Here is a 12,383-nt window from a genome sequence, read left to right on the forward strand (position 1 = left end):
GGCGACCTCCAGCTCAGGCGCGCTCGACGCGCGGCATGCGCGATCCTACGGACGGCCGCCCGGGCCGCCAGCCGGGCCACGCGGACGGGTCGAGGCGCGGACGCCGGCGGCACCGCCGTCGGGCACCGGCGTAGGGTCGAGCGCCGTGCCCCGCCTGCTCGCCGACACGACGCCGCTGCGCGTCTCCCCGGCGTATCGGCGCCTCTGGTGGGGCCTCGGCATCTCGAACATCGGCTGGCAGCTCACCGTCGTCGCCGTCGGGCTGCAGGTGTACGACCTCACCGCCTCCACGTTCGCCGTCGGCCTGCTCGGCATCTGCGCGCTCGTGCCGCTCGTGCTGCTCGGCCTGTACGGCGGGGCGCTCGTCGACGCGTTCGACCGCCGCAAGGTCGCCCTCGCCTCGGCGATCGCGCTCTGGTTCGTCACGGCGGTGCTCGCGGCCCAGGCGTGGCTGGACGTGGGGTCCGTGCCGCTGCTGTACGCGATCGTCGCCGTGCAGTCCGCGGGGTACGCGATCAACAACCCGGCGCGGACGGCGATCATCCCGCGCCTGGTCGGGCGCGAGCTGCTGCCCGCCGCGAACGCGCTGCAAGGTCTCTCGGGCAGCCTGGCGCTGACGCTCGGCCCGCTGCTCGGGGCGTTCCTCGTGGCGACCTGGGGCTACGCGGAGGCGTACACGCTCGACCTCGCCCTGTTCACGGGAGCGCTGTACGCGCTGTGGCGGCTGCCCGACCTGCCGCCGATCGAGACCGCTGACGACGACGGCGACGAGAGCGCCGCGCGCTCGGCGGTGCGCCGTCGGGTCGGCTTCGGTTCGGTGCTCGAGGGCCTGCGCTACCTCGGCACGCGCCCGAACGTGCGCATGACGTTCGTGCTCGATCTCGCGGCGATGGTCCTCGCCATGCCGCGCGTCCTGTTCCCTGCGGTCGGGGTGCTCATCATCGGGGGCGGTGCGGGGACGACGGGCACGCTCACCGCGGCGATCGCCGTCGGTGCCGTGCTCGCGAGCCTCTTCTCGGGTGGGCTCGGACGCGTGCGCTGGCAGGGCCGCGCGATCGTCGTCGCGATCGCGTGCTTCGCCGTGAGCGTCGCCGGGTTCGGCGTCGTCCTCGTCCTGGCCGGCGCGCGGGAGCCGGACACCGTGGTCGTCCCGGCGCTCGTCGCGGCGTTCGTGCTCCTCGCGCTCGCCGGCGCGTCCGACGCCGTCAGCGCCGTGTTCCGGCAGACGGTGCTGCAGGCGGCGACGCCGGACCACATGCGCGGCCGGCTGCAGGGCGTGTTCATCGTCGTCGTCGCGGGCGGCCCGCGGCTCGGCGACCTCGTGCTCGGCGCCGAGGCGACGTGGCTCGGGGAGGGCTGGGCCGCCGTCGTCGGCGGGCTGAGCTGCCTCGTCGTCGTCGCCCTGCTGGTCGCAGCGAACCGGCGCTTCCTCTCCTACGACGCCCGCGACCCACAGCCGTAGGGTGGGACCCGCCGCGGCGCCGCGGGGGCGTCGCGCCAGGAGGGGGAACCATGGACATCCTCAGCTTCGACCAGCTCGCCTCGCGGCCGGGCGGCACGCCGACGTTCATCGGCGCGGACCACGGCGCCACCGTCTCGTTCTTCGTCGAGCGGGCCGGCCCCGGTGAGGGTCCGCCGAAGCATCGCCACCCGTACGACGAGACGTTCGTCGTCATCGAGGGAACCCTCGAGTTCACCGTGGAAGGCGTGACGAAGGGCGTCGGGCCGGGCGAGATCGTGGTCGCCCCGGCGCGTGCCTGGCACTCGTTCACGAACCGCACCGACGCGCCGGCGCTCAGCGTCAACATCCACGCGGCCGACCGCATGGAGACGGAGTGGTGGAGCGACCGCGCCGAGGGCACCGACGCCGCCCGGTGAGCAGGGAGGGGCCAGTCCGCCGGTGCCGGCCGCCTGGTGCGGCGTCGGCCCGGCCGGGGGAGACTGGGCGCACGAGCCCGCACCCGCCCGGAGGCGATCGCCATGACCACCACGCGACCCGACGACGTCCCCGAGAGCGACTACGCGGAGGAGCTGGCCGCCCGCCAGCCCGGCGTCGACGACCCCGAGGTGACCGCGAGCGGTGAGGAGCCGGGCGAGGAGTGGGACGCGGACCCGGTCGACGTCGTCGAGCAGAAGGCCGAGGTCGACCTGGGTGATGACGCCCCGGAGGAGCCTGCCTGAGTCGTGGCAGGCGCGCCGGCGGCCACCGCCCGTCAGCCGATGCCGGTGCGGAACCCCTCCCGCCAGGTCGCGTACCGCGGCGTCCACCCGAGCTCACGCGTGGCCTTCGCGTTGGACGAGCCGCGCACCGAGGTCATCATCGCGACGCCCAGCTCGCCCATCATCGGCCTCGCCAGCCAGGCGGGCAGGCGCATCGGGGGCTTGGCGCCGAGCTGCTCGGCCAGGTAGGGCAGCCACTGCGACACCCGCGCAGGCTCGTCGTCCACGATGTTGTAGACGCCGGGGGCGCCGCGCTCCACGGCCGCCGCTGTCGCAGCCGCCGCGTCGGCGATGTGGATGAACGACCAGACGCCGGTCCCGCCGCCGACCAGGGGGAAGCGCCTGCGCCGGATCATCTCGCCCATGGTGCCGGTCCGCGACGCGGCCTGGCCGGGGCCGTAGAAGCTGCCGTAGCGCAGGACCAGCCCGTCGATGCCCGGGGCCTCGGTGACGGCCCGTTCGAGGTACCGGAGCGCCTGGAGCGACTGACGTGCCTCCCTGCCGGGGTCGACGGTCAGCGGGTCGTCCTCGGTCTTGACCCACCCACCGGAGCGCTCGTTGGGCCAGCCGATGTAGCCCTGCGCCAGGAAGCGGGTGACTCCGGCCGCGCGGGCGGCGGCCAGCAGGTTGCCGGTGCCCTCGGTCCGCAGGCGGTTCGTGACGGCGAAGTCACGGTCGAAGTACTTCGGGTTGCCGCTCATGGTCGCGAGGGCCGTGAGCTGGTGGACGATCACGTCGGGCTGGGTGTCGGTGACCGCGCGGAGCACGCTGTCGGCGTCGAGGCCGTCCATGATCACCCCGGTGGCCCCGGCCGCACTCAGAGCCGGCAGCCCGGCCGCGCTCCGACTGGTGCCGACCACCTCGTGGCCGGCCGCCACGAGGAGCGGTACCAGGTTGCTGCCCAGGGCTCCGGTGGCGCCTGCGACGAAGACTCGCATGATGACTCCTTCTTCGTTGGTCCGTCTGTCAGCCCGTCCGACGAGACGCTGCCCGCGGATGTGACACCTCTGCGTGATTGAATGCGCGACGTGTCCGATCTGGCGGAGCTGCACGACGACCTGCGCCCGTTGATGTTCTCGATCGCCTACCGGATGCTCGGCAGCGTCGCGGAGGCGGAGGACGTGGTGCAGGAGGCGTTCCTCCGCATGCACCGTGGCGCGCCGGACGGACTCGACGTCGACAACCCGGAGGCGTACGCGACCACCGTCACGACGCGGCTGGCGATCGACACGCTGCGTTCGGCCCGGGTCCGGCGGGAACGGTACGTCGGCCCGTGGCTGCCTGAGCCGCTCCTCCCGTCCGAGGACGCCGACCCCGCGCACCGGATCGAGCTGGACGAGACCGTGTCCACGGCGTTCCTCGTGCTGCTGGAGGCGCTGACCCCGGTGGAGCGCGCCGTGTTCGTGCTGCGCGAGGTGCTGGGCTACGACTACGCGGACGTCGCCGCCATCGTCGAGAAGAACGAGTCGAACTGCCGGCAGATCCTCGTCCGGGCGAGGAAGCGGATCGACGCCGGCCGCCCACGGTTCGACGCCGACCGGGAGCACCGGGACCGGCTGGCGGCGCAGTTCATCGCCGCCGTCACCGACGGCGACCTGGCCGGGCTGGAGCGGCTGCTCGCCGCCGACGTCGTGTTCGTCGGCGACGGCGGCGGCCGGGCCCCGGCCATCCAGCGTCCGCTGATCGGCATGGCCGGGGTGGTCCGCTTCCTCGGCGGCATGATCCGCCAGGGCGAGCGGTTCGGCGCGGTGATCGAGGCGGGCGAGGCCAACGGCCAGCTCGCGATGGTCGTCCGCACCGCCCAGGGCGACCTGCTCAGCGTCATGACGATCGACGTCGCGGACGGCCAGGTCGTCGCGCTGCGCAACCAGCTCAACCCCGACAAGCTCCAGCACGTCGGCCAGGTCGGCGACATGTTCGCCTTCCTCCGCGGCGAGGCGTAGTCGCCGGGCCCGGCGTCAGACCTTGGCGAGCTCCCGCTCGTCGTCGCCTGCGGCAGCGTGCCGTCCGCGGTCGGCGGCCTCGAGGGAGCGCACGAGCCGGTCGCCCTCGACGTCCAGGTTCGGCAGGATCCGCCCGAGCCAGCGCGGCAGCCACCACGCCTTCTCACCCGCGATCGACATGACGGCCGGGATGAGCATCATCCGGACGACGAACGCGTCGAACAGGATCCCGATCGCCAGCGCGAATCCGATCTGCTTGATCATCGCGTCGTGGCTGAAGATGAAGCCCGCGAACACCGAGATCATGATGATCGCGGCGGCGACCACCACCCGCGAGGCCATCGCGTAGCCGTGCACCACGCCCTTGACGCCGGGGTGTCCGTGCACGTGGGACTCGCGCATCGAGGACACCAGGAACATCTGGTAGTCCATCGCGAGCCCGTACAGGATCCCGGTGACGATGATCGGGAGGAAGCTCAGCAGCGGCCCTGGGGTGTCGAACCCGAACAGCTCACGCGCCCAGCCCCACTGGAACACCGCCGTCGTCGCCCCGAGCGTGGCGCCGATGCTGAGCACGAAGCCCAGCGTCGCGGTGACCGGCACGAACACGGACCGGAAGACCAGCAGGAGGATGAGCAGCGACAGCACGACGATGACGACGAGGTACGGCACGAGCGCGTCGGACAGCACCTGCGAGATGTCGATGTTGATCGCCGCCTCGCCCGTCACGCCGAGCTCGACGCCGTCCGTCGCGTCGAGCGCGCGGATCGCCTCGACCAGGTCGCGCGTGGCCGCGTCGTTCGGCCCGCTCTCCGGGACCACCGTGAGCGTCGCCGTCGCGCCGTCCTCGGACAGGCCTGTCGGCATGACCGCGCTGACGTCGTCGAGCGCGAACAGGTCCTCCTTGAGGGTGCCGATCGTGGCGACGTCGATCGGCTCGCCGTTCTCGGAGCTTGCGACGACGAGCAGCGGGGAGTTGAAGCCCTCGCCGAAGCCCTCGGTGATGGCGTCGTAGCTCTGGCGCTCGACCGTGTCGAAGTTCGCCGTGGCGGCCGTGGGCAGGTTGAGGTTCATGCTGCCGAACGGGACAGCGATGGCTCCGAGGGCGACGACGGTCCCGATCGTCACGAGGACCTTGTGCCGTGCGATGCCGCTCGCCCAGCGGGTCGCGAAGGTGGTCCGCTCCGCGTGTCGGTGACCGACGGCCTTCTCACGCTGCTTCGCGCTCACGACGCGCTCCCCGACGAATCCGAGGATCGCGGGCAGCAGCGTCAGCGCGACGAGGACCGCGACGAGCACCGTCGCGGCTGCGATGAGCGCCATGGTCGTGAGGAAGGAGATGCCGACGACGGACAGCCCGGTCAGGGCGACGATCACCGTGAGGCCGGCGAAGAACACGGCGCTGCCCGCTGTCCCGAGGGCACGGCCGGCGGCCTCGTGCGCGCTCAGACCCTGGTCGAGGATGAGCCGGCGCTGGCGGTTGACGATGAACAAGGCGTAGTCGATGCCGACGGCCAGCCCGATCATCAGCGCGAGGATCGGCGTCATCGACATCATGTCGATCACGCTCGACAGCGCGTACGCCGTCCCGACGCCGACGCCCACGCCGACGAGCGCCGTGACGAGCGGCAGACCTGCGACGACGAGCGAGCCGAGCGTGATGATGAGCACCACGGCGGCGATGAGCAGGCCGAAGATCTCGTTGGTGCCGATCGGCACCTCGAACGTCGTGGTGAGGCTCGAGCTGGGCAGCACGGTCAGGCCGGCGTCCTCGGCCGACTCCGCGGCCTCGACGATGCCGTCCGTGGCGCCCTCCGGCAGGTCCATCGCCTGCTCGGTGAGCTGCACGCTGAGCATCGCGACGCTGCCGTCCTCCGAGATGATGACGCCCGGCACCGCCGTCGTCTCGTCCAGCATCAGCGGGAGGAGCTGGAGATCACCGACCGGTGTCATCGCCTCGGCAGCCGCTTGCGCCTGCTCGAGCTGCTCGGGGGTCATCTGGCTCGGGTCGGCCGGCGCCTCCTGCTGCGCGGGGGGAGCGACGATGTCGCTGGAGTTGATCTGCGCGACGGCGTCGGCGATCGCGGCGGCGGCCTCGGGGTCGTCGACCCGGGTGCCGTCCGGAGCGACGAAGACGATGCTCGCCTGCGAGCCCGAGGCGTCCGGCATCTCCTCGGTCAGCTGGTCGAGGACCTCCTGCGACGGGGTGCCGTCGAGACGGAACTCGGTGGACGTCTGCGGCGGGTTCAGCGCGATCGCGACGCCGACGGCGCCGAGGATCACGAGCCAGACGAGCAGCACGCGACCGCGGGCGCGGAACGCGAGCTTGCCCAGGCGGTAGAGCAGGGTCGACACGGGGGTCTCCTCGTGGAGGTCAGACGGGCTGGGCTGGGTGCTCCGCGGCGATGCCGCGGGTGAGGAACGTGATGAGCTGACCGACGAGCTCGTCGGTCGTGATGGCGCCCGGTGCGTCGCCGTCGAGCTCGACGAGCAGGAGCTCGCCGCCGACGACCGGCGCGATGGTGCTGATGACGGCGCCCGGTACGAGGTGGGCCTGGAGGTCGGTGAGCCCGCCGTGCTCCGGCGTGCGCAGGAGCTCGGCGGCCTGTGTGCGCGCGTCGTTCTCGACGGTGAACAGGTGCGGGACGAGCTGTGGGTGCCGCTCGGCGAGCTGCGCGAAGGCACGGAGCGTGGTGAGGACGTCGGGCGCGAGCAGCGACCGCGTCACCTCGTCGACGGCTCCCAGGGTGGCCGCCAGGTCGCCCGCGTACCTCGTCCGGAGGCGGCACGTCAGGGCGGCGACGTGCGCGTCGTCGTCCACGTCGTCACCCTCGTGCTCCTCGGGCTCGCCGTGCTCCTCGTGGGAGTCGGCGATCACGGCCAGCACCTCGCGCACCTTGAGGACGACGACGTGCGCGACCGCCTCCTCCTTCGACGTGAAGTGGTTGAAGAAGGTGCGGCGTGCGAGGCCGGTCGCCTCGGCGAGCTCGTCGATCGTGAAGCCGTCGAGGCCGCGCTCGGAGGCGAGCTCGAACGCCGCGTGGGCGAATGCCGCGCGGGTCTCCTCGCGGCGTCGCTCGCGCAGCCCCGTCGGGGCGCTGCCCGTCTCGGGGCCGGCGGTCGTGGTCATGGATCCACGGTCACACGAAACGTGCACTCAGTGCAATCCTGCACTCTGTGCCATCGGTCACAGCGGGCCGGCGTCCGCGGGCGAACCCGGGACCACCTGCCCCTCAGGCGAGCGGCTTGCGGTAGCGGAGGTGCTCGCGCACGACGTCGAACCCGAGGCCGGCGTACAGGGAGCGCGCCCCGGCGGGGTCGTCCGCCTCGGTCACGAGCCGGAGCTCCCGCGCACCGCGCGCGACGGCGCGTCCCGCGACGTCCCGGCAGAGCGCGCTCGCGATCCCGCGCCGCTGGAACGCCGGGTCGACGGCCACGTCGTCGAGCTCGGTCACGCCGCCTCCCCGAGGTTCCGCGGCGACGTAGCCGATCGGGACGCCGTCGGCCTCCGCCACCCGGAAGAGCGTGAGGTCCGCCCGCCCCAGCCAGTCGGCGTAGGACGCCAGCGGCGGCATCGCGAAGAACTCTCGGCCCGCCCAGGCCCGCCGCGCGATCGTGTGCAGGGCCGCGGCGTCGCCGGGGACGGCGTCCCGCACCGCGACGTCCGCAGGTGCGGCTCGGGGCGGGGGCGCGTCGCCTGAGTCGAGGCGCATCTCCGCCATCGAGGTGGCGACGGCGAAGCCGGCGGACTCCAGGAGGGCGCGCCGGTCGTCCTGGTGCGACGAGGCGTTGGCGCCCAGCACCGACGTGCGCCGCGGGGTGGGGCCCGGCCGGGCGTCGCGGGCGGACGCCTCGAGGTCGCGCAGCAGGCGTGCGCCGACGCCGCGCCCGCGGTACCCGGCGGCGACGTGGCCGGTCAGCAGCACGACCCGCGTGCCGTCGTCTTCGACCCACGACGTCCGCGCGCCCCACCCGACCGGCTCGCCGCCGTCGCCGGTCGCGAGCCGGAACTCCTCGGCGTCGCGCGCCGTGCGCTGCAGGTCGTCCGCCGTCGGCACCTGCTCGGCCACGGATCGCGGGTCGATGCCGTCGACGACGGCGTCCCGTGCGTGCACGGCGGCGAGCCCGGCGGCCAGCGGCTCGTCGAGCCGGTCGACGACGACGTTCGTCACGCGGGCGACGATCGCACCGCCGGGGACGCACGGCCAGCGATTTGCGTCGGAGCCGCAGCGAGCTCGTGGGCGCGCGCATCGTCGTCATCCTCGACCAAGGCCAGACCCGCTCGGATCGCTAGTCTGCGGACGTGGCAGTGGCTGACGTGCCGCCCGCCGACGGCGTCGACCTGATCGCGGTCCGTGAGGCGCTCGAGGCGTCGTGGAGCTCGCGCACGTCGTATGGCGGCGTCTGGGACGAGCGCAATCCCGCACTCGGTCAGTGCTATCCGACAGCGCGCGTCGTCCAGCACTTCTTCCCGTCGGCCGAGATCGTCAAGGGTGTGGTCTGGACCGGCGTCAGCCACGAGGTCCACTTCTGGAACGAGCTCCGCGTCGGGGGCGGCTCGGTCGCCGTCGACCTCACCTGGCAGCAGTTCCCGCCCGGATCCGTCGTTGTCGCCCGCCAGGTGCTGGACCGGCACGCTCTCGGTGACGGCGCGACGACGCTCGCCCGGTGCGACAGCCTGCTCGCAGGCGTCCGAGCGCATCTCGGCGGGACGGGCGGCGCACCCGACGCGCCGCGACCGGACGGGCGGTAGCGGCGCCTCGTCAGGCCATCGTGCGCTCGCGGGCGCGCGCGACGACGTCGCCGAAGTCGCCCGACTCGGCGTACCAGCGCCGCTGCTGCTCCGAGCCCGTGCCTCGTTCGCGCAGGCGGTGCCAGAGCGTGGTGGCCGTCGCCAGGTCGCCCGAGTCCGCGAGCGCGCGCCCGAGGTACGCGAACAGCTCCTGGACGACGTCGTGGGCCGGCTCCGGCGTCCCGGACACCGGGCTCACGATGCGCTCGGTGAGCCCCGTGCGCGCGGCTCGCCACGCGGCGAGGCGCAGGAGCTCGGCCCGGCCGGCCGGCGCCGGCACGCCGTCGCGCGCCTCGCGCGCCGTCGTCTCCACCAGCGCTCGCACGAGGACCGCCAGGAGGACAGCGTCGTTGACGTCGAGGCAGACGTCCGCCACCCGGACCTCCACGGTCGGGTAGCGGTGGGAGAGGCGCGCGTCGAAGTAGACCATGCCGGGGTCGAGGATCGCGCCCGTGCGCAGCAGGGCCGCGACCGCCTCGTGGTAGGCCGCGGCGGAGCCGAACGGCGCCACCGGTCCGGCGCTCGGCCAGCGGTACCAGACCTGGCTGCGGTAGCTCGAGTAGCCCGTGTCCTCACCGTTCCAGAACGGGGAGTTCGCGGACATGGCGAGCAGGACCGGCAGCCAGCGCTGGATGCGGTCGATGACGGCGACGCCCTCGTCGTCGTCGGCGATCCCGACGTGCACGTGGCAGCCGCTCATCGGCGACTCGCGGGCGGGCTGCTCCAGGAGCTCGGCGATCTGCTCGTAGCGTTCGCCGCGGGTCGTCCGGGTCTCCGACTCGAACGGCGACGTCCCGAGCGCGACGATCCCCGCCCGGACGTGCGCCGCGGCGGCGTCGGCCCGGGCGCGGCACGCCCGCAGGGCGTCGGACACCTCCGCCAGCGTCGAGCAGATCGGCGTGCCGATCTCGATCTGCTGCTGGAAGAACTCCTCGTCGAGGTCGCCCGGGGCGGCCTCGGGGTGCGCGAACGTCGCGACGGCGTCGTTCGTCAGCACGGCGGCCGCGCGGGCGACCGGCCGGCCGTCGGGCCCGGCGAGGATGTACTCCTCCTCGACTCCCACCGTTCGCATGGCGTCAGTGTGCTGCGTGCTCGGATGTTCGGCATCGCCGGCCGACGGCGACACGCGAGGCAGACGTCCCGACCGGACGGGTCAGGCGCGGTCGTACGTGAGCACCGCGTTCCCGCCGTCGAACGTCGTCACGTCCGTGAGGTCGAACGCCGTGGGCGCGAAGGCGGAGCCGCCGAACGCCTGCTTTCCCGCGCCGGCGACGACCGGGTAGAGCTTGACGATCAGGCGGTCGATCTCGGACAGCAGGGCGCCGGCGAGCGTGCCGCCGCCGGCGAGGTAGATGTCGAGCTGGGAGTCCTCCGCCTTGAGCTCGCGGACGAGGGCGATCGGGTCCGTGCGCACGATCGTCACGTCCGGGTCGACCTGCTCCTGCGTGGTCGAGACGACGTACTGGCGCAGGTGCGCGTACGGGCTCGTGACGCCGGCGTCGAGCGCGGGCGTGTAGGTGCGGCGACCCATGACGATCGTGTCGAAGTGCCGGTTCGGCGTGTCGGGCATGCCGAGGTGGGCGCGGACGTGCGTCGGGATCGCGTCGGGGAACTCCGCTGCCATCCAGGTGGAGTACTCCTCGGACTGCGGGTAGAACTCGACCTCGTCGTTCGGTCCGGCGATGTAGCCGTCGATGGACAGGGCGATGTAGTAGGTCAGGCGTCGCATCGCCTCACCTTCCCGCCTCGCCGCGGGCGAGGATCGGCGACGCGCGGGCCGTCCGCCGTCGGCGAACGGCGCTGGTCGCCCTGCGCCGCACGCCGCGGAAGGTCAGTTGCCGCAGCGGCAACGAACCCTTCCGCGGCCGCCCGTGAGCGGGCCTCTCAGAGCCCGGCGAGGGTGCGCACAGTGTCGATGGTGTCGGCCTCGGCCGCCGTCTTGTCGTCGCGGTACCGCAGCACCCGCGCGAACCGGAGCGCGAGACCGCCGGGGTACCGCGTGGAGCGCTGGAGCCCGTCGAACGCGATCTCGACCACCTGCTCGGGGCGCAGGTGGACCGCCCACTCGTCGCGCGACGTCTCGAGCTCGAGGAACCGCTCCGTCTGCCACGCCAGCATCTCGTCCGTCATGCCCTTGAACGTCTTGCCGAGCATGACGAACCCGCCGGCAGGATCGCGCGCACCGAGGTGGATGTTCGAGAGCCACCCGCGCCGCCGACCCGATCCCCACTCGACGGCGAGCACCACCAGGTCGAGCGTGTGCCGTGGCTTCACCTTGATCCAGCCGGCGCCGCGCCGGCCCGCCTCGTAGGGCGTGTCCGTGGCCTTGACCACCACGCCCTCCTGCCCGTCGCGGACCGCCGCCGCGAAGAACTCCTCGGCGGCCGCCGGGTCCGACGTCGTCAGTCGGGTCACGACGTGGGGACCGGCGACGGCGTCGAGCACCTCGAGCCGCTCGCGGAGCGGAGCGTCGACGAGATCCCGGCCGTCGGCGTGCAGGCAGTCGAAGAAGAACGGCGTGAGGGTCATGGCTGCCGCGACGTCGGCGTCACGGGTGGCGGACCGCGACGCCGTCTCCTGGAACGGTCGCGGCCGGCCGCCGGCGTCGACCGCGAGCGCTTCGCCGTCGAGCACGAGCGCGCCGGCCGGGAGCGCACGGACGGCCTCGACGATCTCCGGGACGCGGCCGGTGATGTCGTCGAGGCTGCGGGTGAACACGCGGACCTCGTCGCCCGCCTTGTGCACCTGGATCCGGATGCCGTCGAGCTTGACGTCGACCGACACCGCGACGTCGCCCCCGGGGAGCTTCGCGAACGCCGCGGCGACGTCGGGTGCGGACTGTGCGAGCATCGGGCGGACGGCGCGGCCCACCGTGAGCATGAACCCGGACAGCGCCGCGACCGCCTCCGCCGGACCGGCGGCGGCGAGAGCGGCGCGGGCGACCGGGCCGGTCGCGCCGGCGAACATCGCCGCACGGCGCACCTCGGGAGCCGGCACACCGGCGGCGTCGGCGACGGCGTCGAGCACGAGGGCGTCGAGCGCACCCTGCCGCAGCTCGCCGGAGACCAGCCCCCGCAGCAGCGCCTGCTCGCGTTCCGTGGCCGCCGCGAACAGCTCGGCAGCGGCTGCGGCGCGGGCGGTGGCCGAGCCCGGGCCGGCCAGGTCGGCCATCGCGGCGAACGTGGCGTCGACGTCGGCCACCTCGAGGCTCGGATCCTCCGCCGGGCCCGGGAGGTCGCGCAACGACCTCCACCCGAGGCCGGTACGCCGCTGCCGCAGCTCGCCGGCGACGTACGCGACGACGATCTCGACGTCGTCCGCCGGCGCCCGCCGCAGCAGGTCGGCGATCGCCGCGCGCTTGGCGAGGCGCGACCGGGTGGCCGCGACGGCGTCGGACGTGGCGGCCACCTCGGCGAGAAGCATGCGGC

At 73.5% G+C, this 12,383-nt stretch carries 12 protein-coding genes; 5 read left to right on the forward strand and 7 right to left on the reverse strand.

Annotation, left to right across the window (positions count from 1 at the left end):
* Nucleotides 1–145: 145 nt before the first annotated feature.
* The 3 genes from BCAV_RS01310 to BCAV_RS01320 all read left to right on the forward strand — a co-directional run bounded on the left by BCAV_RS01310 (nucleotide 146) and on the right by BCAV_RS01320 (nucleotide 2,181).
* Nucleotides 146–1,462, forward strand: coding sequence for an MFS transporter (locus BCAV_RS01310; protein ID WP_012725306.1), 1,317 nt, complete (start codon nucleotides 146–148; stop codon nucleotides 1,460–1,462).
* Between the two features lie 50 nt (nucleotides 1,463–1,512).
* Nucleotides 1,513–1,878 carry a cupin domain-containing protein gene (locus BCAV_RS01315; protein ID WP_012725307.1) on the forward strand — a complete coding sequence of 122 codons (366 nt, stop codon included), beginning with the start codon at nucleotides 1,513–1,515 and terminating at the stop codon, nucleotides 1,876–1,878.
* Nucleotides 1,879–1,980: 102 nt separating this feature from the next.
* Nucleotides 1,981–2,181: a hypothetical protein gene (locus BCAV_RS01320; protein ID WP_012725308.1), complete on the forward strand. Its 201-nt coding sequence runs from the start codon at nucleotides 1,981–1,983 to the stop codon at nucleotides 2,179–2,181.
* Between the two features lie 32 nt (nucleotides 2,182–2,213).
* Here the strand turns inward: BCAV_RS01320 and BCAV_RS01325 are convergent, their stop codons facing one another.
* Nucleotides 2,214–3,158 carry an NAD-dependent epimerase/dehydratase family protein gene (locus BCAV_RS01325; RefSeq protein WP_012725309.1) on the reverse strand — a complete coding sequence of 315 codons (945 nt, stop codon included), beginning with the start codon at nucleotides 3,156–3,158 and terminating at the stop codon, nucleotides 2,214–2,216.
* An 81-nt stretch (nucleotides 3,159–3,239) separates the two neighbouring features.
* On the opposite strand from BCAV_RS01325, the gene BCAV_RS01330 reads away from it, so the two are divergent.
* The gene (locus tag BCAV_RS01330) at nucleotides 3,240–4,163 is read left to right on the forward strand and encodes an RNA polymerase sigma-70 factor (RefSeq protein WP_012725310.1); all 924 of its coding nucleotides are present in this window, start codon (nucleotides 3,240–3,242) and stop codon (nucleotides 4,161–4,163) included.
* 15 nt (nucleotides 4,164–4,178) lie between these two features.
* Here the strand turns inward: BCAV_RS01330 and BCAV_RS01335 are convergent, their stop codons facing one another.
* The 3 genes from BCAV_RS01335 to BCAV_RS01345 all read right to left on the reverse strand — a co-directional run bounded on the left by BCAV_RS01335 (nucleotide 4,179) and on the right by BCAV_RS01345 (nucleotide 8,335).
* Nucleotides 4,179–6,518: an MMPL family transporter gene (locus BCAV_RS01335; protein WP_012725311.1), complete on the reverse strand. Its 2,340-nt coding sequence runs from the start codon at nucleotides 6,516–6,518 to the stop codon at nucleotides 4,179–4,181.
* Between the two features lie 19 nt (nucleotides 6,519–6,537).
* Nucleotides 6,538–7,293: a helix-turn-helix domain-containing protein gene (locus BCAV_RS22420; RefSeq protein ID WP_012725312.1), complete on the reverse strand. Its 756-nt coding sequence runs from the start codon at nucleotides 7,291–7,293 to the stop codon at nucleotides 6,538–6,540.
* 103 nt (nucleotides 7,294–7,396) lie between these two features.
* Nucleotides 7,397–8,335, reverse strand: coding sequence for a GNAT family N-acetyltransferase (locus tag BCAV_RS01345; protein ID WP_012725313.1), 939 nt, complete (start codon nucleotides 8,333–8,335; stop codon nucleotides 7,397–7,399).
* A gap of 131 nt (nucleotides 8,336–8,466) precedes the next feature.
* Between BCAV_RS01345 and BCAV_RS01350 the strand changes: the two genes are divergently transcribed.
* Nucleotides 8,467–8,916, forward strand: a complete 450-nt coding sequence (locus BCAV_RS01350) for a YunG family protein (RefSeq protein ID WP_245528916.1) — start codon at nucleotides 8,467–8,469, stop codon at nucleotides 8,914–8,916.
* Between the two features lie 10 nt (nucleotides 8,917–8,926).
* Here BCAV_RS01350 and BCAV_RS01355 read toward each other — a convergent pair whose 3' ends face one another.
* The 3 genes from BCAV_RS01355 to BCAV_RS01365 all read right to left on the reverse strand — a co-directional run bounded on the left by BCAV_RS01355 (nucleotide 8,927) and on the right by BCAV_RS01365 (nucleotide 12,378).
* Nucleotides 8,927–10,027, reverse strand: a complete 1,101-nt coding sequence (locus BCAV_RS01355) for a carboxylate-amine ligase (protein WP_012725315.1) — start codon at nucleotides 10,025–10,027, stop codon at nucleotides 8,927–8,929.
* 81 nt (nucleotides 10,028–10,108) lie between these two features.
* Complete coding sequence (locus BCAV_RS01360; RefSeq protein WP_012725316.1) at nucleotides 10,109–10,684, reverse strand: dihydrofolate reductase family protein; 576 nt, start codon at nucleotides 10,682–10,684, stop codon at nucleotides 10,109–10,111.
* 155 nt (nucleotides 10,685–10,839) lie between these two features.
* Nucleotides 10,840–12,378: an ATP-dependent DNA ligase gene (locus BCAV_RS01365; RefSeq protein ID WP_012725317.1), complete on the reverse strand. Its 1,539-nt coding sequence runs from the start codon at nucleotides 12,376–12,378 to the stop codon at nucleotides 10,840–10,842.
* Nucleotides 12,379–12,383: the final 5 nt, after the last annotated feature.

The organism is Beutenbergia cavernae DSM 12333, assembly GCF_000023105.1.
GTDB classification, from domain to species: Bacteria; Actinomycetota; Actinomycetes; order Actinomycetales; family Beutenbergiaceae; genus Beutenbergia; species Beutenbergia cavernae.